Raw genomic sequence first — 21,356 nt, forward strand, 5'->3', positions numbered from 1 at the left:
AGCCGGGCGGCCACGTTCGACGACGCCAGTTCGCGCTAGGTGCTGCTCCACCCCCCACCCAAGGCCTTGTAGAGGTTGACCATGTTCACGGCTTCCTTCAGCTGCAGCTCGATCAGCTGCTGCTGCTCGGAATAGAGCTCGCGCTGCGCATCCTGGCTCGAGAAGTAGTCTTCCAGGCCGCTGCGAAAGCGCGTGCGCGAGATGCGCGCCACGTTTTCCAGCGCCTGCACGCGGGACTGCTGCGCCTGCAGCTGCGGGCGCAGGTGGTCGCTGGCGATCAGTGCATTGGCGGTTTCGCGGAAGGCCACTTGCGCGGCGGATTCGTACGAGGCCATCGCTGCCGCGAGCCGCTCTTCGCTGCCCGTGATGTTGGCCGAGCGGCGTCCCCAGTCGAACAGCGGCAGCGACACGCCGAGCACGCCGGCCCAGCTGCGGCTGCCGCTGCTCAGCAGCGTCGACAGCTCGCCGCTGACGCCGCCCGCCAGGGCCGTCAGCGAGATGGTCGGCAGCATGGCCGCCTTGGCCGCGCCGACGCCGGAGTTCGCGGCCTCGACGCGGGCATAGGCCGCGAGAAGGTCGGGCCGGCGCTGCAGCAGGCTGGACGGCAGGCCCGCGGCCACGGATTCCGTCGACTGCTCGGGCCAGGGCGCGCGGCGCCGGTGTCCGGCGACACAGGCTGGCCCACCAGCACGTTGAGCCCCTGCAGGTCCTGGGCAACGCGCATGCGGTATTCCTCCTGCCGCACACGGGCGTTCTGCAGCAGCGACTGCGCGCGGAAGACGTCCAGCTGCGCTGCACCGCCTGCGGCCTTGGCGCGGCCGATCATGTCGGCGTTGGAAGACAGCGAGGCCTCGTTGGCGTTGGCCAGTGCGAGCTGGGCGCGGTCGGCGCGCAGCGTGAGATACGCATTGGTCACTTCGCCCACCAGGCTCATGCGGGCTGCGGCGTAGTCCTTGTCGCCGGCCTCGGCCAGGGAGCCGCTTTGCTGGGCGGTGCTCTGCTGGCGGCCGAAGAAGTCGAGCTCGTACGACGTGACGCCGGCCTGCACGTCGAAGCTGTTCGAGATCCGCCCGTCGGACGGCACGTTCCCCACCGGGCTGAGCGAACCCTGCGTCGTGGTCTGGGCGCGCTGCGCATGGCTCGACAGCCCGATCTGCGGGAACAGCGAGGCGCGGCTGCCCGCGTAGGCCGCGCGGGCTTCGCGCGCACGGGCCGCATAGACGCGCAGGTCGCGGTTCTGGTTCAGGGCGGTGGCGATCAGGCCGCGCAGTTCGTCATCCCGCACGAAGCTGCGCCAGTCCGCGGGCTCCGATGCCGGCACCGCCTTGCCGGCGGGCCAGCTGGAAGGCACCGCCAGGTCGGGCTGCTTGAGCGGCGGCGTGAGGTTGCAGCCGCTTACCACCAGCAGGAGGCCGGCCGCCAGGACGAGCAGCGACAGCCGCAGGAACAGGCGCACGAAGCCGGCGCCAGGCGCACGGAACCCCGCGCTGGCGAGCAGCGCCGAAGCCGCCCCCCACGGGCGCACCTGCACCGCGACGTGGCTCGGCAGCACGTTGAAGACATGGCTCACCAGTTGCTCGCGCTGCGTCTCGGTGCCGGCGAAGCGCAGTTCCGCGCTGGCGCGCCTGCGGCCGGCGACGAGCGCGGGCAGCCAGCCCACCGCATCGACGTAGACCTCCAGGGCCTGCCCCACGCGCAGGCGTTTCAGCAGGGCGCCGCCTTCGAGCAGTGCCCCGTCCACGGCGATATTGACGAAGCGCGAGTCGCCTTCGCCCGTCGCCGTGCGGACCCGCGTCGCGGCGCGCCAGGGGAAGCGCTCTTCCTGGTCGGGCCGCGGCAGGTCGACGCAGGCGATGAGCGCGCCAAGGCACAGAATGAGCGCGATACCGGTCCACACCAGATTGAGCTGGTCGCCCGGCGTGAGCGCAGCGCCGCTCATGACGGCCGATGCACCGCCGCCCTGCAGTGCGACGAGCAGCCCGCCGAACACGGCGACCAGCTTCCAGTGCACCACCGTCTTCGAGCGGTCCAGGCCCTTGGCGGTGACCTTGAAGGGATGGCCGAAGGGCTTCAGCATCGCGGCGAGCAGCGTGCTGGTGACGGCCATCGCCGCCACGAGCTGGCTCACCTCGCTGAACACGGGCAGGCAGCGCCGCTGGCTGATCCAGTAGCTGTAGGCCCAGAACATCACGAGCGGCGGCAACCCGTAGGCCGCGAAGGCCTGCGGCGTCGCGTGGAAGACCGAGACACCGGCATACCAGTACAACGCCGGCGCCACCATGATCATCGCCATGAACGGCTTGCCCAGCCAGTGCAGGAGCCCGTGCAGGAAATGCAGCCGCGCCGACAGGCTGTAGCCCTTGCCGCGCAAGGGCCCCTGAGGCAGCAGCGCGAGCTGCACCGTGCCGAGGCACCAGCGGCTGCGCTGGTTGATGTAGTCGACGATGCTCTCGGCCGACAGGCCGTGCGAAAGCCGCTCGCCCAGCCAGCGCGTGATGTGGCCATGCCGCAGCAGCAGGTAGGTGGTGTGGATGTCCTCGCAGACGCTGCCGACCGGGAAGCCGCCTGCGGCCGTGATCAGGTCGCGCCGCACGATGAACGAAGTGCCCACGCAGAAGGCCGAGTCCACGGCATCCTTCGCGGGCTGCAGCACGTCGAAGAACACGCGCTGCTCGTCGACCCAGCTGTTGGTGGCGCGCAGGTTGTGCTGGATGGGGTCGGCGTTGTAATAGAACTGCGGCGTCTGCACGAGGCCCACCTTGGGGTCGTCGAACAGGCCCAGCATGCGGTAGGCGATCTGGCGCTGCGGCGCGAAGTCCGCGTCGAGCACCAGGATGAAAGGCGCGTTGGTCACCTCCGCCGACAGGCGCAGGCCGTTGTTGAGGTTGCCGGCCTTGGCATGGCTGTTGTCGGGCCGCCGCGCATAGTGCACGCCCCGGCGCTCGCAGTAGTCGCGCAGCCAGTCGCGGCGGGTGTCGTCCAGCACCCAGACCTTCAGTTGCGGGTAGTCGATGGCCTGGGCGGCGATGATGGTTTTCTCGAGCACGGCCAGCTCCTCGTTGTACGTGCAGATGAACACGTCCAGTGCCGGCACCTGCTCGCCACGCCCGCGCAACGCGGCCTCGCCGCGATCGGCCAGCCCGTGGTTGTCGCGCCGCCGCAGCAGCATGTGGATGGACATCAGCGTGTAGACGATGGCCGTCAGCTCGAAGACCAGGAAGATCCAGGCGAACAGGGTCTCGAAGCCGAGGTCCGAGGGCGGCATGGTCGCCACCACGCGCCAGACGGCGTAGCGCATCAGCAGCAGGGCGGTGAGTGCTCCAAACAACGCGCGGTGGCCGATGCGCTCAACGCGGCCCCACGTCATCAGGAGGAGCGCAAGCCCCGCCACGAGGGCATTGAGCTGGAACTCCGGCGTGGCGATCAGGTGGGACATGATGGAATGGCTCCGGTTGCGGCGGTCTTGCCGGTGAATGGGTTGAAGCCGGTGGCGGCCAATGCGATCCACGCAGTGGCGCCGAGGTGCGGCCAGTGGTAGTAGAAGAAGTCGGCGCCCGCCGAGTCGGGCCCGATGGCCAGCCCGGTGGAGATGCGGGAAGCGGGGGTGGCGTAGTACAGGCCGTTGTCGGCGCGCTGCGACGCCAGCAGGCGCCATAGCGCTTCGGGCGCCGCGCCCTTGCGGGCCACCAGCGTGGCGGCGACCTGCGCGCTGCCTTCGGTCCAGATGCCGTCGGGGCTGCGCGAGAAGCCATAGCCTTCGCCGAAGCGATGGTTCTTCTCCACCCATTCGAGCCCTCGCATCCAGCCGCAGGAACGGTCGGTGGCCGCCAGCAGCGGCCAGAGCTGGGCGTCGAGCCCGGAGCCTTCGGTGGCGATGGTGGCGCCGTCTTCCTTGGTGCCGATGTTGAAGCGCTGCTCGGACGGGTTCCACATGCGGGTCACGAAATCGAGCGCGGTGCGCGCCTGCTGGGTCTCGGCCTCGCCTTGCCCGCCGGCGCGCGCCGCCCACGCGGCGACCACCGCGACATCGATGTTGTGCTCGGTCGACTTCCAGGTCTGGGGGCGCTGCTTGTTGTCCCAGCCGTACCAGCCGCCGTTGTAGCCGTCGGGTGCGTTCCGGGCACGCGTGCGCTGCTCGATCCAGCCGAGCAGCTTGCGCGTGCTCGCCAGATAGGCTGGCGTCGGTTCGGCCTGGTTCAGGTTCAACAGCAGCAGCGCGGCCCATGCCACGTTGCCCGTCGCGGTGCTCACCTGGTAGGCGTCGGCGATCCATTGCTTTTTGCCGGCATCCCAGTAGCCCGGCAGCGCGGCCTTGTCCTCGGTCATCGGGCCGGCGCGATAGGCGTTGCGCACGCGCCCGTCGGCCACGTTCGGGTCGCGCTCGAGCGCGCGGACGATCGCGTCGCCGATGCGCCTGGCCGAGCCCGGGTCGCCGCATGCCAGCAGCGCGATGCCGGCCAGTGCGTTGTCGTAGGTGAAGGCTGCGCCCGCCAGCGCGGGTTCCAGCGGTGGCGTGCCCTGGCCGCCTGCGGCGAGCCTGTAGCTGGCAAGGAAGAGCGGACCTGACGCAGCGCCCTTCTGGTCTTCGGCCACCGCCCGGCGCAAACCCTCACAGCTTTGCTGTACGAGGCGCTGCTGCGTGGCACCGGGTTGCTGGGCGAGCGCCGGCAGCGGGGCCAGCGCCGCCAGGGCGGCCGTGCAATGCGCCAGGGCCAGGCCGCGAGGGAAAAAACGCATGCTTGTCTTTCGATGCAGGGCAGTTCATTGCCTGTACTCAGGACCTGAGGCTGGCCGAGACCACCTTGCCGGGCGCGCACAGGTTGCTCTCGCCGGCGGACTGCGCCTTCGGCGGCTCGTTGCTGTCGATGCGCGCCACGGCGTAGATGGAGCCCTGCTCGGCGAAGGGGAAGGGCACGCTGTAGGTGCTCTGCAGTGCGTCCGATGCCACCGGCAGCAATTGCTCCACGCGCGCCGGCACCGATGCGACGGCCTGGCCGACCTTCACGTCAAGTACCGAACCGATGCTCAGCCGCTTGGCCAGCCGGGCCGGAAACACCGCCACCACGCCCAGCCGGCTGCAATCGGTGACGCGCACCAGCGACTGCCCCGCCGTCACATACGCGCCCTCGGGCGCCAGCACGGTGTGGACCTGCCCCGACTGGGTGGCCTTGATCTCGTAGGAGGACAGTTTCTCCACCCGCTGGCGCTCCTCTTCCTCGAGCGCCGCGACCTGCTTGAGTTGCTGGACGATGGCGGTGCCGTCCTGTCGGGCACGGTCGACACTGTTGCGCAGCACGCCGCGCCGGCTCTCCAGCGTCTGGAACAGGCTGTTGCCGCCTGTCCCCACGAAGGCGCCCTGTCCGGCGCTCGCCACCGTCTGGGCCTGCCCGGCGAAGGCCTGTGCCGCCACCGCGGCGTTGGCACGCGCCGTGTTCAGCTGGGCCTCGGACGCGTTCATCACCTGCTCGCTGATCGCCCCCTGTTCCAGCAGCGCCTGGTTGGTGCGGACCTTGTTCTCCTGCTCCTCCACCACGCTCTGCGCCACGTCGCGCTGGCGCTGGGCGATCTGCCAGGCCTCCCAGGCTTGGGCCAGCGAGGCCTCGCGATGGACATTGGCCTCATGGCCGACGAACTTCATTTCCTGGCTGTCGGCCTTGAACTGGTTGCCCAGCTGCGCAAGCTGGCTCTGCAGCGCGAGGTGCTGCGATCTCAGGGTGGTCAGTATTTCCTGGTTGACGGTCGGATTGCGTACCGTGGCCACGACGGTGCCGGCTTCGACCGCATCGCGCGTGTGGACCACCATCCGGGTGACCACGCCGTTGATCGGCGACGTGATCAGCCCTACCGGCGCCTGCAACACGGCCCGGGTGGCCTGCGAGGACAGCAGCGGCTGGATCAGCGTTTCGACCATCAGCCACAGCACGAACGCCAGCAGCCCGTAGCCCGCGAGCTTGGGCACGAAAGCGCCCCGCTGTCGGTGGCGGCCGGACGAGCCGGAAGGGCGGCGGGCCGAGGCGCGGGCATTGCGCCTCAGGGCGCGGGAAGGACGGAACGAACCGGTTTTCGAGACATGCATACCAACCTCTCGTGGCGACGGCGCACGCCGGAACGTCGGCGTGCATCCAGGGGATTGAAGAGACTGCCCGCGGCCCTCACGTGGCATGCTGCAGTGCAATATAAAGGTAGGGCAAAACCCGGATTTGGGCTGCGTCGAGGCGAAACAAAGTGTGCAAACTTCACATTTCAGCCACAGCGCGAGTCAGGCCAAAGTCCTACAAAGGCGTCGGATTGCGCGCCGTTGACGATCAAAAGGCGCACCGGCATGCCAGCCGAGGCGGGGCCGGGCTTCTCAAGGGAATGCGTGGGATGACGGCGCCGAAAGACGCCGATGGGCGGCCGATGGCCTTTCGCCATGCGGGATGGCGGGAGGCGAACCGGCGCGGTATTCAGTAACGATGCTGACCGCGGCCGCACAACCTGGCCAGGTTGGGGGGCTCGCCGACCCCCGCGCTGCGCTCGCCCGCGGCCGGGGCGAAACAGCCGGATGCGCCGCGGGGTGCGGATCCGGCTGGGTCGACGAGGTAAAGAAGCTGGAGAAGAAGCGCCGGGCGCCGCTACTTCGCCGCTTCCACCTTCACCCGCGCATTCGGCGTCTCGCCAAACATCTCGGGCGCGTACATCGCCTCGACGCGGCTCGGCGGCAGCGCGAAGTCGCCGACGTTGTTCAGGCGCACCGTGTATTCCATCTTCACCACGCCCTTGGGCAGGTACTCGTAGTAGCTGCGGAAGGCCTCGAAGCTGCGCTCCTCGAAGGCCGGCCAGCCGGCGCCGCTCTTCTTCTCGCCCTGGGTGGCGATCTGCGAATCGCGGCCCAGGCCGCTGCCGAGTATGGTGGCGCCGCCGGGGATCGGGTCGCTGATGACGACCCAGGTCATGTCGGTGCTGGCGTTGACCTCGATGCTCACGCGCAGCACGTCGCCGCGCGTGTACTTGCCGGCCACGGCCTGCTCGACCGGGGTGATGGTCTTCTTGAGCGCATAGCCGGCCGCGAACGGCGCCTTCAGCTGCACGGCGGCAATCGACTGCAGCGTGAGCCACGGCTTGCCGGTGCCCTGTTGCGTGACCAGCAGCGTGTCGCGCACGGGTGCGCCCGACGGCGATGCAGCCCACGGCAGGAACATCGTGTTGTTCTTCAGGTTGCCCGGCGAGGCGGGCGCGCCGAAGAAGGTGGTCTGGTTGGGCGCGCCGGCCGCGTCGCTGGTCTTCACGCGCTCGACCTTGCTCCAGTCGACCTGCGCCTTGACCGCGCCGAGCGTGGCGGCGGTCACGCCGGCCACCGGGGTGCTCTCGAACACCTTGCTGAACTTCTCCAGCGCCAGTCCGCCCCACAGGTTGGCGGTGGTGGTGTGCCAGGCGCCGTTCTGCTGGCGGCCGATGAAGCCGTTGGCCAGCTTGCCGATGTCGTCCTTCCAGGCCGGGTCGTCCATCACGCTGAGCAGCAGGCGGGCGGTGTTGACGTCGCCGTTGGTCATCAGCCACCACCAGTAGTCGTCCTGCTCGGTGCTGAAGATCAGCTTGGTGCCCTGGTACGACAGTCGCGCCTTCAGCACGTTGTTGGCCTCGTCCAGGCGCTGCTGGCGCTGCGGCACGTCGTTCACGCGCTTCAGGATGTTGAGCCAGTCGATCACTGCGCCAGTGGGCCACTGGTTCGGCGCGATGGTGATGCTGCCCACCATGCTGCCCTTGGCCTTGCCGTAGCGCGAGAGCGCTTCGAGCGCGGCGAGCTTGCGCACGTCGAGGTCCTTGCGCGGACTCCAGAACTCGCGCGTGATGCGACCTTCGACGAAGGCGATCAGGCCGGACTCCATCGGCGCGCGCACGTCATCGGCGAGCGCGAAGGCGGGGTTGAGCTGCGCGGCCTCGTTGGTCGATGCGAGCAGGTACGAGGTGAGGACGTCGCTGCCGCGGTTCGCCTCGCCGTCGCGCGGCGGGAAGTAGTTGGCCAGGCCGTCGCTGTCGAGATACGTCGGCAGCTGGGCCAGCACGCTCTGCCACATCTTCGCGTCGCGCAGGCCGACCGACTTGCTGGTCTTCTGTTCGAGGCAGATGAAGGGGTAGTTCGCGAACCAGTCGCGCACGCCCGGCAGGCCTTCGGCCAGCTTGGGCTGCAGCGACATCTTCAGGCCGCCGCGGCCGGGCAGGGCGTCGGCGGGCGGCGCCACGTCGAGCGTGAAGGGGCCATCGAGCTGCACCAGCGTGGCCTGCTGCACCGTGAGCGGCACCGACGGGATGATGCGCTGGCGCACCTTGAGCGCGTCGCGCGCGCCGCCGATGGTGTCCTTGGCCTCGATCTCCCACAGGATGGCTTCGGCGCGCGTCTGCGCGAGCTGCGCGGGCGCGGTCACGGTCCAGGCCACCTCGCGTGCCTCGCCGGCCGGGATGTCCACGGTCTGCGTCTCCAGCGTGAGCAGGGTGGCGCGCGGCGTGGCCTCGACCTTCATCGGCTTCTGCGTGGTGTTGCGCAAGGTGATCTGTGCGCGGAACTGGTCGTCCTCGCGCACCAGTGGCGGCAGGCCGCTGATGATCTGCAAGTCTTGCGTGGCCTGGATGCTGGCCTGCCCGGTGCCGAACAGGCTGGCGCCCGAATCGGCCACGGCCACGATCTTGAAGGTGGTGAGTGCGTCGTTCAGCGGCACCGTCACCACGGCCTGGCCGTTGGCGTCGAGCACCACTTTCGGATTCCACACGAGCAGGGTGTCGAGCAACTCGCGCGTCTGCCCCTTGCCGCCGCCGCGGCCCTCAGGCTCGGCGTTGCGCCCGTAGTGGCGCCGGCCGACGATTTCCATCTGCGCGGTGGAGGTGCTCACGCCCCAGCTTCGCCGCTGCAGCATCGCGTTGAGCAGGTTCCAGCTGTCGTTGGGCATCAGTTCCAGCAGGGCCTGGTCGACCGCGGCCAGCGCCACTTCGGCGCCGGCGGCCGGCTTGCCGTCGGGCAGCTTGGCGCTGATGGTGACCTGTGCCTTGCTGCGGATCGGGTAGCTGGGCTTGTCGCTCGTGACGGTCACGTCGAGCTGGTGGGCGCGCGTGCCGACGCGGATCTCGGCCATGCCGAGGCGGTAGGCGGGCTTGCTCAGGTCGACCATGGCGGTCGGCGCCACGTATTCCTTGCCTTCGTACCAGAAGGCCGTCCACCACTCGCGCGGCGACTTGAAGCCCCAGGTGAAGAAGCTGTACCACGGCACCTCGCGCAGGCGGCCGCGCAGCGCGAGCACACTCACGTAGGCGTTCGGGCCCCACTCGGGCTTGACCTGCAGGGTGACGGTCGGGTCCTTGCCGTCGAGCTGCACCACGTGCGTCTCGATGATGCCTTCGCGTTCCACCGCGACCAGCGCGGTCGCGAAGCGGAACGGGCTGCGCACCTGGAACTTGGCGACTTCGCCGGGCTGGTAGCTCTTCTTCTCGGGCAGCACGTCGATGCGGTCGTTGTCCTCGCCGCCGAACCAGAGTTCGCCCTGCTTGGTCACGTAGACCGAGCTCACGGCCTTGGCGTCGCGGCCTTCGCCGTCGGTGGCGCTGGCGATGAGTTCGACTTCGCCGGCTTCCTTCAGCTCCGATTCGCACAGCAGCAGGCCGCGCGCGTCGCTCTTGCCGCTGCAGACGGTGCCGATGTCTTTCGTCTCGGTCTTGTTGTCGTAGGTGTAGAAGCCGCCCACCATGCGCTTGCGGCTGGTGGTGGTGATGCGCGCCACGGCGCGCACGTTGAGCGTCACGTTGGCCTGGGGCTTGCCCGAGAGGTCGAGCGCGAGCGCCTGGAATTTGAGCTTCTGGCTGGTCGAAACCCAGCCTTCGGTCTTGATGCCGGCGATGACGGAGGCGGGCCACAGCGTCTGCGTGCTGCGGATGGTCTGCACCTCGCCGTTCGGGTCGGCGTACGTGGCTTCGAGCAGCAGCTCGCGCGCGGCCTTCACTTTCGGCACCTTGTCGATGGTGACCTTGCCGGCGCCATCCTTGTTCAGCGTGAGGGGCAACTTGTCGGCGATCACGCGGGTGTCGTTCACGCTGTTGAGGTCTTCCTCGCCCGAGCCTGCCTCGGCCGCGGCGCTGACTGCGGTGGCGGCCTCGCTGCCGTCCCCCTGCGCTGCGCGCGGCGGGTTGAAGCTGAAGGCGTCGTAGTCGGAGAAGCTCAGGCTCTTGCCGCGCACCATGGCCGACACGCGCACCGGCAGGTTGGCGGCGCCGCCGCCGGCCACGTAGTTGATCTGCACGTCGGTCGGCACGCTGGTGGCAGCCACCAGCGGTTTCTTGTCGGTGGGCGCGATGCGGCCTTCGAGCACGGGCAGGCGGAACTCCTCGACGCGGAACATGCCGGTGGAGAAGCTGCGGCCGTAGCCTTCGTCGCCATCGCTTTCACCCTCGCCGTTGGCGTCCTTGCCGCCGCCGGTGCGCAGCATCACCTCGTACACGCCGAGCTTGGCGGCCGGCGGAATAGGGAATGTGTTCTCCGCGCTCAGGCCGCCGGTGGCGGTCTTGCGCCATTTCAGCGGCTGCGTGAAGCGCTGGCCGCTGCCCACGTGGGTGATGACCAGCGTGTCGGGCCGGTTCTCGGGCAGGCCGAAGCCCTTGCTGGTCTGCGTGCGGATCAGGCTCTTCATCGACACCGTCTCGCCGGCGCGCAGCAGCGTGCGGTCGAAGATGGTGTGGGCGACGCGGTCGGCCTCGGCCTGCATGCTGGTCGGCACGTTGAAGCGCCAGGGCTCGATGCCGCGCTGCCAGTCGCTCCAGGTGAAGGCGAGGTCTTCCACGCCCTTGTCGTCCTTGGCGCGGGCACTGACGAACCAGGCCGCCGTGTCGTATTCGTTCGGGCCGTTGCACGACGGCGCCTGCGGCGAGATGCCATTGAGCATGACCACGCCGTTGGCATCGGTGGTGCCGGTGGCCACGGCCTTGCCGTCGCAGCCCGACACACGCACATCGGCGCCGGCCACGACCTTGCCCTTGTCGAGCGTGGTGACCCAGGCCATCGAGTTCTCGCGGCCCAGCTTGAAATGCACCGCCAGGTTGGTGGCCAGCGCGGTGGTGCGCACGTACATCGTGCGTCCGGCGTTGTAGCGCTCGTCGAGCAACGCCTCGCCGAGTTTCTGCGAGGCGATTTCGAGCACGTGGAAGCCCGGCGTCAGCGGGATGCCGATGACTTCGAAGGGGCGCGGATCGCCGCTGTCCGACTTGGGCATGTCCAGCGCCTTGACGCCCGACTGGCCCGCCAGCAGCGACAGCATGCGGGTCTGCAGCGTGGTGCGGTCGTCCTTGTCGATGACCGGGGGCAGCGGGCCCTTCACGTCCTTGCGCGCCTGCTCGCGCGAGATGGTGAAGCTGTCGTAGCGGCGCACCTTGCGGAACCACGCGATGATTTCCGCGTCGGTCTTCGGGTTCATGTCGCTCACCTTGCCGGGCGTGAGGGCGTTGACCATCAGCTTCGGCTCCACGCGGCGCACGGTGACCGGCATCATGGCCGGGGTGTCGGGCTCGGCCAGGCGCTCGACCACGCCGAAGGGCGAGGCGGCGAACTTGGCCAGGGGCGGCATCGCGCCGGTCGCCACCTTCAGCGGAAAGCTGCCGGGCGAGGCCAGCGGTCGGCCCGAGGCGTCCTCGAACTTCGAGGGCAGCTCGATGCTGAACTGCGCGCTCTCGGCCAGCGGGGGCTCGAAGCTCACGCTGCTGACCACGTCGTCGTCGCTCTGCGCGCCGCCCTCGTTGTCGAGCTTGGCCTTGATCGTCTTGTCGCCCTTGAGCTGGATCTGCGAGGCCAGCTTGCGCGTGACGGGCGCGTTGAACTGCAGCTGCATCGGTCGCAGCGGCAGGCAGCCGGCCTGCGCGTTCTCGCGCTCGCAGGTGAACGACACGGCGAAGGGCTCGCGCACCTGGAAGTCGAAGCGGCGCTCCACGTTGTTCGCCACGCCCGAGGGCGTCGCCACGCCCTTGCCGTAGACGATCTGCACCTTCGCGCCGGGCGTCAGCGTACGGTTGCATTGCATCGTGACGAAGCGCAGCGGGTCTTTCTCCGCAGCCTTGTCGCGGCCGAAGGCCTTGAGCAGGCCGGCGCGCTGGTCGCCATCGAGCAGCTTGACCGGAATGCGCTCGCCCACGCCGTCGGCCGCGCACCAGACGTTCTGGCGCACGCTGTCGAGCGTGGCTGCGCCGTTGAGTTCCAGCATGAACATCTGCTGCTCGTCGATGCGGCTGTAGCTGCCCGGCATGTAGTTGCGCACGAACGGGCCGCCGGTGTTGAACTGGTAGCGCTCGGGTCCGGTGAGTTCGCCCGAGGCGGGCTTGAAGGTTGGAATGCGGGTGACGGTGCAGCGCACGCCGGGCGGTAGGTCGTTTTCGAAGTCGTAGACCCAGGCCTTGGCGTCGGTCCAGCGGCCGGTGCCCTTGGCGGCCTGCGCGTCGGTGCAACTCACCGTGAGCGGGGCGGGGGCCTTGGGGTCGCCGAAGTTGACGGCCGCCTGGTCGAACTTGGCGACGACCTGGCGCACTCGGGCGACTTCGCCCTGGGGCGTGAGGCTGGTTATCTGGAGGGCAAAGCCCGGGGCGGCCGCGAGGACACCGCCGGCCAGGAGCAATGTTGGAACGAAATGATTCACTTTTGTTGTATCTCCACCTGAAGGCAGCGCGCAGCGTATCCGATTTGCGCGACGGTTCGGCAGTGCCAACGGTCACAGGCCGTTGGGGTGGTCGCATTCGCTTTCATGCCGATGCGTTGGTCGCTGTCCGGGTGTGCTCACGCCGACGGGGTGCCTTGCTCCGCGAATGTCCCCCGGCCTGCGGCCTCCTCCTTTATTTCGCTGCGCAAGGCACCCCATCGGCGTGAGCGTTCAGCAGAGCGGTTGAACCGCCGGCACGAGCAGAGCGTCCATGTGCGAATGGCACCGGGTGCTCCCCGCAGCGAAATAAAGGAGGAGGCCGCAGGCCGGGGGACATTCGCGGAGGGGAGTACCCGGTGTCATTCGCACGCCCCCCGAACGAGTCTGCCGGCCTTCTTACAATCGAACCCTGTCGTGCGTGCGCCGCGCGGACCGCCACCAAGACCTCGCCGCCGACCGATGAAACGCTACTGGGAAATAGACGCCTTGCGCGGGCTGATGCTCGTGCTGATGACCGTCACCCATCTGCCCACCCGCCTGACCGATCCGCTGGGCCAGCCCTTCGGCTTCGTCTCGGCCGCCGAGGGCTTCGTGCTGCTGTCGGCCTTCGTCGCCGGTCTGGTGTACAGCCGCATCGGCTACCTGCGCGGCGTCGACTCGATGCGCCAGGCCTTCTGGCGGCGCGTGGTGAAGGTCTACCTGTGCCAGGCGGCGATCCTGCTGTTCCTGTTCACCGTGATCGCGGCGGTGGGGTTGCACATCGACCAGCCGGCCGTGAAGAACCTGGTGTCGTATTACCTGGCGGAGCCGCGCGACGGCTTCCTGTTCGGGCTGCTGCTGATCTACGAGCCGGCGCTGCTCGACATCCTGCCGATGTATATCTTCTTCATGCTCTTGAGCCCCTGGGTGCTGGCCTTTGCCATGCGCCACGGCTGGACCGGGGTGATGGTGGCGAGCGCGATCGTGTGGGCAGCGGCGCAGTTCGGGGTCAGCGAATGGATCTATGCGTTGGCTGTGCGCTACCTGGACGTGCCGGTGCCATTCCACGAGATGGGCGCGTTCAACACCTATGCGTGGCAGTTCCTGTGGTTCGCGGGGCTTTGCATCGGCGCCACGCGCAGTGGGCCGGAAGCCCGGCCGCTGCGTTTTCCGTGGTGGCTGCTGTTGCTTGCGGCAGGCATTGCGCTCTACGGGGTCTACTGGCGCCACACCGGCATCAACGGCCAGGCGCCGTTCGGCGGCGACGTCGAGCTGAACCTGCTGTTCGACAAATGGCAACTCGGCCCGCTGCGGCTGGTGAACCTCGTGGCGCTGTGCATCCTGGCGGTGCGCTTCGGGCCATGGCTGATGCGCTGCATTCCGCGGCTGCGCTGGCTGGAGGCGATGGGCTCGGCCTCGCTGCCGGTGTTTTGCGCGCACCTCGTGGCGGTGCTGCTGGTGCTGGCCTTCTACGGCGACAACCAGATGGCGCGGCCCTGGTGGGGCGACGGCCTGCTGCTGCTGGCGGTGTTCTCGGGGATGTACTTCGTGGCGCGCTTCACGCGCGGGGCGGATGTACCGCCGCCGGCGGACGACATGCCGTCGGAGACCGCGCGCGCCTGACCGGCAACGGTCTCAGGGCAAGGGGGCCGTCGGCGCCGGGGCCGGCAGGTGCGGCGCAATGATCGAATGCCACAGCCGGTAGCCTTCGTCCGTCATGTGCAGCCTGTCGCCCCGGAACAGCTCCGCGCGCGGGCGCCCATCGGCGCCCAGCATCGGCGTGTAGACGTCGATGAACTCGCTGTTGGGCAGCAGGTTCAGGTAGGCCGAGATCACGTGATTGGTCTCGCGGATCTGCGGCATCAGCTGCTCGCGCGAGGGGCTGGGCTTGACCGAGATGAAGCTGATGCGCGTGTCGGGCAGCTCGGCGCGCACCGTGTTGGCGAAGCGCGCGAAGCTGTCGAGCACTTGCAGCGGGGTGCGGCCTTCGGCCAGGTCGTTGTCGCCCGCATAGACCATCACCTGGCGCGGCTTGTAGCGCACCACGAGATCGCGCGCGAACAAGCTGCAGTCGGCCAGCGTCGAGCCGCCGAAGCCGCGGTTGACCACGCCGCCGGGCACGCGCGAGAAATCTTGCGCAAGGCGGGTCCACATGCGCACCGTGGAGCTGCCGACGAACACCACGCCGCCGGGCGCCGGAAAACGCTCCTGGTCGGCGCGCGCGAAGGCCGCGAGCTCGTTGTGCCAGCGCTCCTTGGCGGCGAGGTAGTCGCGCGCGGACGCGGCCTCGGCGGCGGCGGTCTCCGATTCCTGGGGAAAGAAGGCGGACTGGGCATGCGAGGCGAGTGCCGCAGTCAGCAGCGCGACCGCGGCCAGCGCGGTTTTCATCGAAGGCATCGGAAGGACAGCAAACAGGTCAGATGGTTTTTTCAATGAGCGCGCCATGGAAGAGCACCGGGCCGGTCGGGCCGCCCTCGCTGGGCACGCCGCCCTTCGGTTCGAGACTGATCGCCAGGGCCGGCACGCGCACGTCGGATTCTGACGCAGCCAGCCGCAGCGCGGGCGCCTTGTCGAGCACGCCCAGCGAACGCGGCACGCCGCCCGGGGGCAGGGCCCAGAGCTGCAGCGACTTGTCGTTGCCTTCGTCGAAGCCGCCCACGCGCTGCAGCACCAGCTGCTTCTTCTTCGGATCGAAGGTGACGAGCATCGAGGGCGCGGCCTTGTCGTCGTTCAGCACGGCCACGTACTGCACCGCCGGGGCGTTCTGCAGCTGGTCGCGCAGGTTCAGCCCGACCACCACGGCCAGCACCGTGGCCAGTGCGCCGGCGGCCGTGGCGCCGCGCCACAGCGCGAGGCTGCGCAGCCAGCCGCCTTGCGACTGCGGCTTGCCGGCGGCGGCATTGCGCTGGCGTTCGATGGCGAGCGCGGCCTGCTCGGCGTCGATCGTGTTGCGGATGCGGGTCCACACGGCCGGGTCGGGCACGACCGGGGGCTGCATTTCGGTCATGCCCGCGAGCCGGCTCTGCCAGACCAGCGCGGCGGCGCGCACCGGCGCCTGTTCGCGGGCCAGGGTCTCGAAACGGCGGCGGGCGCCGCCGCGCAGCGTGCCGAGCGCGTGGTTCGCGGCCAGCAGTTCGAGCAGCTCGGGGTGCGCGAGGAGATTCATGGGAGGGTCGCCTTCTTCTTCGCCATCGCTCTCACGCAAAGCGCCCCATGCAGATGCGCAGTTTTTCCAGCCCGCGCCGGATCCATGTCTTGACCGTGCCCAGCGGCAGCCTGAGCTGCTCGGCCAGTTCGCCGTGGCTCATTTCGCGCAGGTAGGCCAGGCTGACCACCTCGCGCTGGCGGCCCTCGAGCCGGCTCAGGCACTGGTGCAGCGCCCAGGCCTGCTCGCTGGCATCGGCGGTGTCGGCGGGGTTGGGTGCATCCGATTCGAACTGGTCGGCCATGATTTCGTCGAATTCCTGGGTCAGCCGGGTGCGGTCGGCGGCGCGGCGGCGCAGCAGGTCGAGCGCCCGGCTGCGCACGATCAGCCCGAGCCATGCGAGCGGCGGGCTGAGCGAGGCGCGATAGTCGCCGGCGACTCGCCAGACAGTCAGGAAGGCTTCCTGGAGCACGTCCTCGGCCCATTCGCGCTGCCGCACCACGCGCATCGCGAGGCCCATCAGCTTGGGCGAGGTGCGGTCGTACAGCAGGCGCAGGGCGGCTTCGTCGCGACGGCCGATCCGGTCGATCAGTGCCATCAGTTCGGCGTCGGGGCTGGGTGCTGGCATTCGGGGATTGTCGGGCATCGATGCACATGCCCGGTATACGGGGCTCCCGGGCGGCCGGATTCAGGGGCACGAGCTCGTTTCGACGCCTCCAGGAAACATTCGGCAACGTATACTGCCCCGCAAAATCAAGAGGGATGCGCGCAGGCGCGGGCGGGAAGAAATGAAGCAAATTGCGATCGTGATCGCGCTCTGCGTGGGCGCGTGGTATTTCTTTATTGGCGGCCGCAAGCTTGACGAATCGATGGTGCGCGACTTCTACCAGAAGGAAGCCCACGCCATCTACTCGCGCGACGCCGAGATGCTGTGCAAGCAGCTCAGCCGCAAGGCCCGGATCGAGAGCAAGACCACCATGATGGGGAAAACGGTGGAGCGCTCCCACAACCGCGACGAGGCCTGCCAGGCGAACCGCGAGGCCTTCGAGACTTTCAGCAGGGTGGGCGAGCGGATGGGCGGCATCCTCACCATCGAGTACGACTACCACATCGACACCATCGAGGTGGCCACCGACCGCAAGAGCGCGACCGTCACGGGCACCAATGTGCTGAAGATGGGCGAGTCGCTGCTGCAGTACAAGACCAGCTTCACCCAGCGCCTGGAACGCGAGCTCGGTCAGATGCGCCTCGTGCATGCCGACGAGGTCACGGTGATGCGCATGGGCGGTGCCGGCGCCATGAGCCAGAGCGAGTTCTTTCGCAAGTAAGCGGATACAGGCACAAAAAGAAAAACAGGAGGAATTGCCATGATCGCCGTCAAGGATTCGCTGCCGCCGCCACCGCCGTTCTGGCGCCGCCTGAACAGCTTCTTCGCGTTCCCGTTCCAGATGCGGCCGCTGGCCTACGGCTTGCTGCTGTCGTTCTGCAGCCTGCTCTTCGACGCGATCTTCTTCCTGCCGGATGCGCTGGCGCTCTTCGTCATCGAGGTCGGCATCATGCTGGCGGCCAGCCGATACGGCTTCAAGGTCATCGCGCTGGGCGCGCGCGGCATCCGCGATTCGGCCGACTTCGGCCGCGAATCGAGCGACGACTGGACCTACCTGCCGTGGAAGCTGTTCGCGATCACGCTGGTGCAGGCCTTCCTGATCGGCTGGCTCGCCTGGTATGCGCCGATCCTGGGCACGGTGGGGCTGTTCGTCATGTCCTTCACCTTCCCGGCGGCGGTGATCGTGCTGGTGCAGTCGGGCAGCTTCTTCCAGGCGATGAACCCCGGCCACGTGATGGACGCGATGCGCATCATCGGCTCGCCGTATGCGCTGCTGTGCTTCTTCCTGTTCCTGCTGAGCACGGGCGCGCAGGTGGCGCTGTCGCTGCTGCTGCCGATGTTCGACGGGCGCATCGCGCTGCCGGTCATCAACTTCGCGTTCATCTACTTCGGCTGGGTCATGGCGAGCCTGCTGGGCTACGTGATGTTCCAGCACCACGATGCCTTTGGTTTCGACGCGGTGCCGGGCAGCGAACTGGGCGACGGCTCCCCGGTCGACCGCCGTACGCCCGAGCAGATCGCGGCGCAGCGCATCGACGCCGAGGTGGCCCATTTGATCACCGAGGGCGATCTCGCGGCCGCGCTGGGCTCGGCCTACGAAGCCCAGCGCACGGCCGCGTCCGACGACCTCGCGGCGCAGCGCCGCTACCACCGCGTGCTGGCGCTGATGCCCGAGAAAAAGGACACCATGCTTGACCAGGCGCGGCGTTTCATTCCGCTGCTGATGCGGCGCGACCTGGCCTCGGAGGCGCTCAAGGTCTTCAAGGCCTGCAAGGAGAAGGACAAGGCCTTCGCGCTCGACGACGCGGCGATGGTGGTCGCGATGGCGCGCGCCGAGTGGCGCAGCGGCGACGCGCACGCCACGCTGGCGCTGCTGTCGGGCTTCGACAAGCGTTTTCGCGGCCACGAGGCGATTCCGCAGGCCTACGAGCTGGCGGCGCGTGCGCTGGTGCAGGGGCTGGGGCGCTCGGACATGGCACAGCCCATCCTCGCGACGATGGAGTCGCGCTACCCCGACAGCGAGCAGACGCAGGAAGTGCGCTGGCTGCTGCGGCCGGCGGCGGCCGCCTAGTTCTTCAGGCTCCTCAGGCGCGCTGCAGTGCGCGCGTCACCATGTCGTTCGGCGCGAGGCGCAGCAGGTGCGGCAGCAGGCCGATCGCCTTGTCGCGCTCGCCCGCATGCAGCAACCCGTTCGCACAGGCCGACAGCGTATCGGCCAGTTCCGGATGGTCGGGCGCTGTCTTCAGCAGGATGCGGCAGAGCTTGTCGGTGTCTTCGAATTGGCGGATGCGGGCAAAGCGGCGCGCGAGCCGGGCCATGTCCTCGGGCTTCAGCCGTGCGCCGGGCTTGGCCTGGTCGAGGTAGGTCTTGTAGCTGGCGTGCTGCAGCGCCATCGTGCCCTCGTCGGTGGCGGGCAGGCGGAAGATGCGGCGGGCGGCCTGGTGGAAGTCGTCGCTCGCGGGCTGCAGCCGCGCGGTGTTGAACCAGGCGCGCAGCGTGTCGCTGTCGCCGGGGCGCAGCGCGGCGGCGGCGCGCCATTCGCCACATGCCTTGTCGAACTTCATTGCGGCGCTGAACTTCTGGGCAGCGGCCACGTGCTCGCCGAAGCGGTCGGGCTCGGGTGCGGCGGCCGTCTCCGGCGCCTGCACGCGGCGCAGCAGCAGGGCGCCGGTCATCAAGGCCGCACCGGTCAGCAGGCCGCCCAGGTGGGCCATGTAGGCAATGCCCTGGCCGCCCAGCCAATGCTGCATCAGCTCGTTGACGATCCATGCCGGCAGCAGCAGCAAGGCCGGCGCGGTGACGTAGTTGAAATAGAAGAACAGCTGGTAGAAGAAGCGGATGCGCTTGAGCCGGTACATCACCGCGTACATGCCCATCAGCGCCGAGATGGCGCCCGAGGCGCCCAGCCCATAGCCATCCTTGCCGGCATAAGCCCAGCCGGCCAGCGCCGAGGCGCCGACGGCGCCCAGCAGATAGAAGCTCAGGTAGGTGCCGCGTCCGAGCGCCAGCTCGACCGAGAAGCCGAACAGGAACAGGAACAGCATGTTGCCCAGCAGGTGGCCGGTGCTGCCATGCAGGAAGGCGGCGGTGATCCAGGTCCAGGGCTTGAACTCGGCATCCTTGGTGTAGTCCTGCGACCAGCGCGCGGTGAAAGGCGCGGGCAGCATGGCCTCGTACTGCTGGCGGTCGCGCTTCCATTCGCCGTACTGCGGGTTGGTGGGCGTGATGATCCCGTCGGCTTGCAGCTTCGCCAGGAACTTCCTGTCGTTCTGCAGGCTTTCCAGAAGCTGCGGATAGGTTTCCTCGTGCGGCAGCATCCGGCGAGCCAGCTTGCCGCGCTTGGGGTCCGTCTTTTCGAGCCATTCCACGAAGGGCGGCAGCTCGAGTTCGGGCAGCACGCTGTTCACGTAGTAGTGGGCGGCGCGCTCGCGCGCGTTCTCCTCGCTGCGCTGCGGCCCCCACCACACGATCATGTTCACGAGGATCAGCAGCACCGTCATCCACGGTGGATTGCGCCAGCTCGGTTTGTTCTCGAGCGGTATGGCGTAGAACACGGTGCCGCTTCGGTCGCGATCAGCCGAGGCGGGCGCGGTGGCGGACCACCTGTGCCTTCACCTGCGCGGGCGCGGTGCCGCCCAGGATGTTGCGCGCGTTCAGCGAGCCGCGCAGGCTCAGCACGTCGTACACGTCCTTCTCGATGCTCGGGTTGAACTGCTGCAGCACGGCCAGCGGCAGCTCGGCCAGGTCGACCTTGTGCGAGGTGGCGGCCTTCACGGCATGGGCCACGGTTTCGTGCGCGTCGCGGAAGGGCAGGCCCTTCTTCACGAGGTAGTCGGCCAGGTCGGTGGCGGTGGCGTAGCCGCGCAGGGCTGCGGCTTCCATCGCCTCGGGCTTCACGGTGATGCCGCCGATCATCTCGGCGAAGATGCGCAGGGTGTCCTTGAGCGTGTCGACGGTGTCGAACAGCGGCTCCTTGTCTTCCTGGTTGTCCTTGTTGTAGGCCAGCGGCTGGCCCTTCATCAGCGTGATGAGCGCCATCAGGTGGCCGACCACGCGGCCGGTCTTGCCGCGTGCCAGCTCGGGCACGTCGGGGTTCTTCTTCTGCGGCATGATCGACGAGCCCGTGGTGAAGCGGTCGGCGATGTTGATGTAGCCGAAGTTCTGGCTCATCCACAGGATCAGCTCTTCGCTCATGCGGCTCACGTGCACCATGCACAGGCTGGCCGCGGCGGTGAACTCGATGGCGAAGTCGCGATCGCTCACGGCGTCCAGGCTGTTCTGGCAGACGCCGTCCATGCCCAGCGTCTTGGCGACCAGCTCGCGGTCCAGCGGGTAGCTGGTGCCAGCCAGTGCGGCGGCGCCCAGCGGCAGGCGGTTGACGCGCCGGCGCACCTCGCCCATGCGTTCGGCGTCGCGGCTGAACATTTCCACGTACGCCAACATGTGGTGGCCGAAGCTCACCGGCTGCGCCACCTGCAGGTGGGTGAAGCCCGGCAGGATCACGTCGACGTTCTTCTCGGCGATGTCCACCAGCGCCTTCTGCAGCTCGACCAGCAGGTCGCCGATGAGGTCGATCTCGCCACGCAGCCAGAGGCGCACGTCGGTGGCGACCTGGTCGTTGCGGCTGCGGCCGGTGTGCAGGCGCTTGCCGGCGTCGCCGACCAGCTGGGTCAGGCGGGCCTCGATGTTCAGGTGAACGTCTTCGAGGTCGAGCTTCCACTCGAAGGCGCCGGATTCGATCTCGGCGCGAATCTGCGCCATCCCGCGTTCGATCGCGGCGTGGTCCTGCACGCCGATGATGCCCTGCGCAGCCAGCATGCCGGCGTGGGCCAGGGAGCCCTGGATGTCGGCCTGCCACAGGCGCTTGTCGAAGAAGACGCTGGAGGTGTAGCGCTTCACCAGGTCGCTCATCGGTTCGGAGAACAGGGCCGACCAGGCTTCGGATTTCTTGTCGAGTTGGTTTTGGGTCATGGGAGCCGTCCAG

At 68.6% G+C, this 21,356-nt stretch carries 13 protein-coding genes; 3 read left to right on the forward strand and 10 right to left on the reverse strand.

The window, feature by feature from the left end:
- Window positions 1–35 precede the first annotated feature (35 nt).
- The 5 genes from ACEOAB_RS06205 to ACEOAB_RS06225 form a co-directional block, all read right to left on the reverse strand.
- Window positions 36–608 carry a TolC family protein gene (locus ACEOAB_RS06205; protein ID WP_495653829.1) on the reverse strand — a complete coding sequence of 191 codons (573 nt, stop codon included), beginning with the start codon at window positions 606–608 and terminating at the stop codon, window positions 36–38.
- Entirely contained in the window at window positions 491–3,436 is a 2,946-nt protein-coding gene (locus ACEOAB_RS06210; protein ID WP_495653543.1) for a TolC family protein, read from the reverse strand. The genes ACEOAB_RS06205 and ACEOAB_RS06210 overlap by 118 nt, the downstream gene beginning before the upstream one ends.
- Window positions 3,424–4,737: a hypothetical protein gene (locus ACEOAB_RS06215; protein ID WP_495653544.1), complete on the reverse strand. Its 1,314-nt coding sequence runs from the start codon at window positions 4,735–4,737 to the stop codon at window positions 3,424–3,426. Before ACEOAB_RS06215 ends, ACEOAB_RS06210 begins: the two co-directional genes overlap by 13 nt.
- Window positions 4,738–4,774: 37 nt before the next feature.
- Window positions 4,775–5,959: an HlyD family secretion protein gene (locus tag ACEOAB_RS06220; protein WP_235507825.1), complete on the reverse strand. Its 1,185-nt coding sequence runs from the start codon at window positions 5,957–5,959 to the stop codon at window positions 4,775–4,777.
- Between the two features lie 655 nt (window positions 5,960–6,614).
- Entirely contained in the window at window positions 6,615–12,641 is a 6,027-nt protein-coding gene (locus ACEOAB_RS06225) for an alpha-2-macroglobulin family protein (protein WP_495653545.1), read from the reverse strand.
- Window positions 12,642–13,100: 459 nt separating this feature from the next.
- Between ACEOAB_RS06225 and opgC the strand changes: the two genes are divergently transcribed.
- The gene (gene opgC, locus ACEOAB_RS06230; RefSeq protein WP_413751269.1) at window positions 13,101–14,243 is read left to right on the forward strand and encodes an OpgC domain-containing protein; all 1,143 of its coding nucleotides are present in this window, start codon (window positions 13,101–13,103) and stop codon (window positions 14,241–14,243) included.
- A gap of 12 nt (window positions 14,244–14,255) precedes the next feature.
- Here the strand turns inward: opgC and ACEOAB_RS06235 are convergent, their stop codons facing one another.
- The 3 genes from ACEOAB_RS06235 to ACEOAB_RS06245 are packed head-to-tail and all read right to left on the reverse strand — an operon-like array spanning window position 14,256 to window position 16,411.
- Window positions 14,256–15,008 carry an SGNH/GDSL hydrolase family protein gene (locus ACEOAB_RS06235; RefSeq protein WP_413751271.1) on the reverse strand — a complete coding sequence of 251 codons (753 nt, stop codon included), beginning with the start codon at window positions 15,006–15,008 and terminating at the stop codon, window positions 14,256–14,258.
- Window positions 15,009–15,036: 28 nt separating this feature from the next.
- Window positions 15,037–15,786, reverse strand: a complete 750-nt coding sequence (locus ACEOAB_RS06240; protein WP_495653546.1) for an anti-sigma factor — start codon at window positions 15,784–15,786, stop codon at window positions 15,037–15,039.
- A gap of 31 nt (window positions 15,787–15,817) precedes the next feature.
- A complete protein-coding gene (locus ACEOAB_RS06245) occupies window positions 15,818–16,411 on the reverse strand; it encodes an RNA polymerase sigma factor (RefSeq protein WP_056586637.1) in 594 nt (197 codons plus the stop codon).
- Window positions 16,412–16,553: 142 nt separating this feature from the next.
- Between ACEOAB_RS06245 and ACEOAB_RS06250 the strand changes: the two genes are divergently transcribed.
- Together ACEOAB_RS06250 and ACEOAB_RS06255 are read left to right on the forward strand one after the other, a co-directional pair.
- On the forward strand, window positions 16,554–17,093 hold the full coding sequence (locus ACEOAB_RS06250; protein ID WP_056586641.1) for a hypothetical protein: 540 nt from the start codon (window positions 16,554–16,556) through the stop codon (window positions 17,091–17,093).
- Between the two features lie 39 nt (window positions 17,094–17,132).
- Window positions 17,133–18,443 (forward strand): hypothetical protein, encoded by a 1,311-nt coding sequence (locus ACEOAB_RS06255; RefSeq protein WP_056586645.1) that lies wholly within the window; start codon window positions 17,133–17,135, stop codon window positions 18,441–18,443.
- Between the two features lie 13 nt (window positions 18,444–18,456).
- Here ACEOAB_RS06255 and ACEOAB_RS06260 read toward each other — a convergent pair whose 3' ends face one another.
- Entirely contained in the window at window positions 18,457–19,926 is a 1,470-nt protein-coding gene (locus tag ACEOAB_RS06260) for a rhomboid family intramembrane serine protease (RefSeq protein ID WP_413750417.1), read from the reverse strand.
- Window positions 19,927–19,945: 19 nt separating this feature from the next.
- Window positions 19,946–21,343 (reverse strand): argininosuccinate lyase, encoded by a 1,398-nt coding sequence (argH, locus tag ACEOAB_RS06265; RefSeq protein ID WP_413750418.1) that lies wholly within the window; start codon window positions 21,341–21,343, stop codon window positions 19,946–19,948.
- Window positions 21,344–21,356 lie beyond the last annotated feature (13 nt).

It is taken from the genome of Variovorax sp. Varisp53 (assembly GCF_059491555.1).

Excerpts from the sequence above, each read along its gene's own strand:
- ACEOAB_RS06210 (WP_495653543.1), bottom strand. The coding sequence starts at position 3,436 with ATGTCCCACCTGATCGCCACGCCGGAGTTCCAGCTCAATGCCCTCGTG.
- ACEOAB_RS06215 (WP_495653544.1), bottom strand. The coding sequence starts at position 4,737 with ATGCGTTTTTTCCCTCGCGGCCTGGCCCTGGCGCATTGCACGGCCGCC.
- opgC (WP_413751269.1), top strand. The coding sequence starts at position 13,101 with ATGAAACGCTACTGGGAAATAGACGCCTTGCGCGGGCTGATGCTCGTG.
- ACEOAB_RS06235 (WP_413751271.1), bottom strand. The coding sequence starts at position 15,008 with ATGAAAACCGCGCTGGCCGCGGTCGCGCTGCTGACTGCGGCACTCGCC.
- ACEOAB_RS06240 (WP_495653546.1), bottom strand. The coding sequence starts at position 15,786 with ATGAATCTCCTCGCGCACCCCGAGCTGCTCGAACTGCTGGCCGCGAAC.
- ACEOAB_RS06245 (WP_056586637.1), bottom strand. The coding sequence starts at position 16,411 with ATGCCCGACAATCCCCGAATGCCAGCACCCAGCCCCGACGCCGAACTG.
- ACEOAB_RS06250 (WP_056586641.1), top strand. The coding sequence starts at position 16,554 with ATGAAGCAAATTGCGATCGTGATCGCGCTCTGCGTGGGCGCGTGGTAT.
- ACEOAB_RS06255 (WP_056586645.1), top strand. The coding sequence starts at position 17,133 with ATGATCGCCGTCAAGGATTCGCTGCCGCCGCCACCGCCGTTCTGGCGC.
- argH (WP_413750418.1), bottom strand. The coding sequence starts at position 21,343 with ATGACCCAAAACCAACTCGACAAGAAATCCGAAGCCTGGTCGGCCCTG.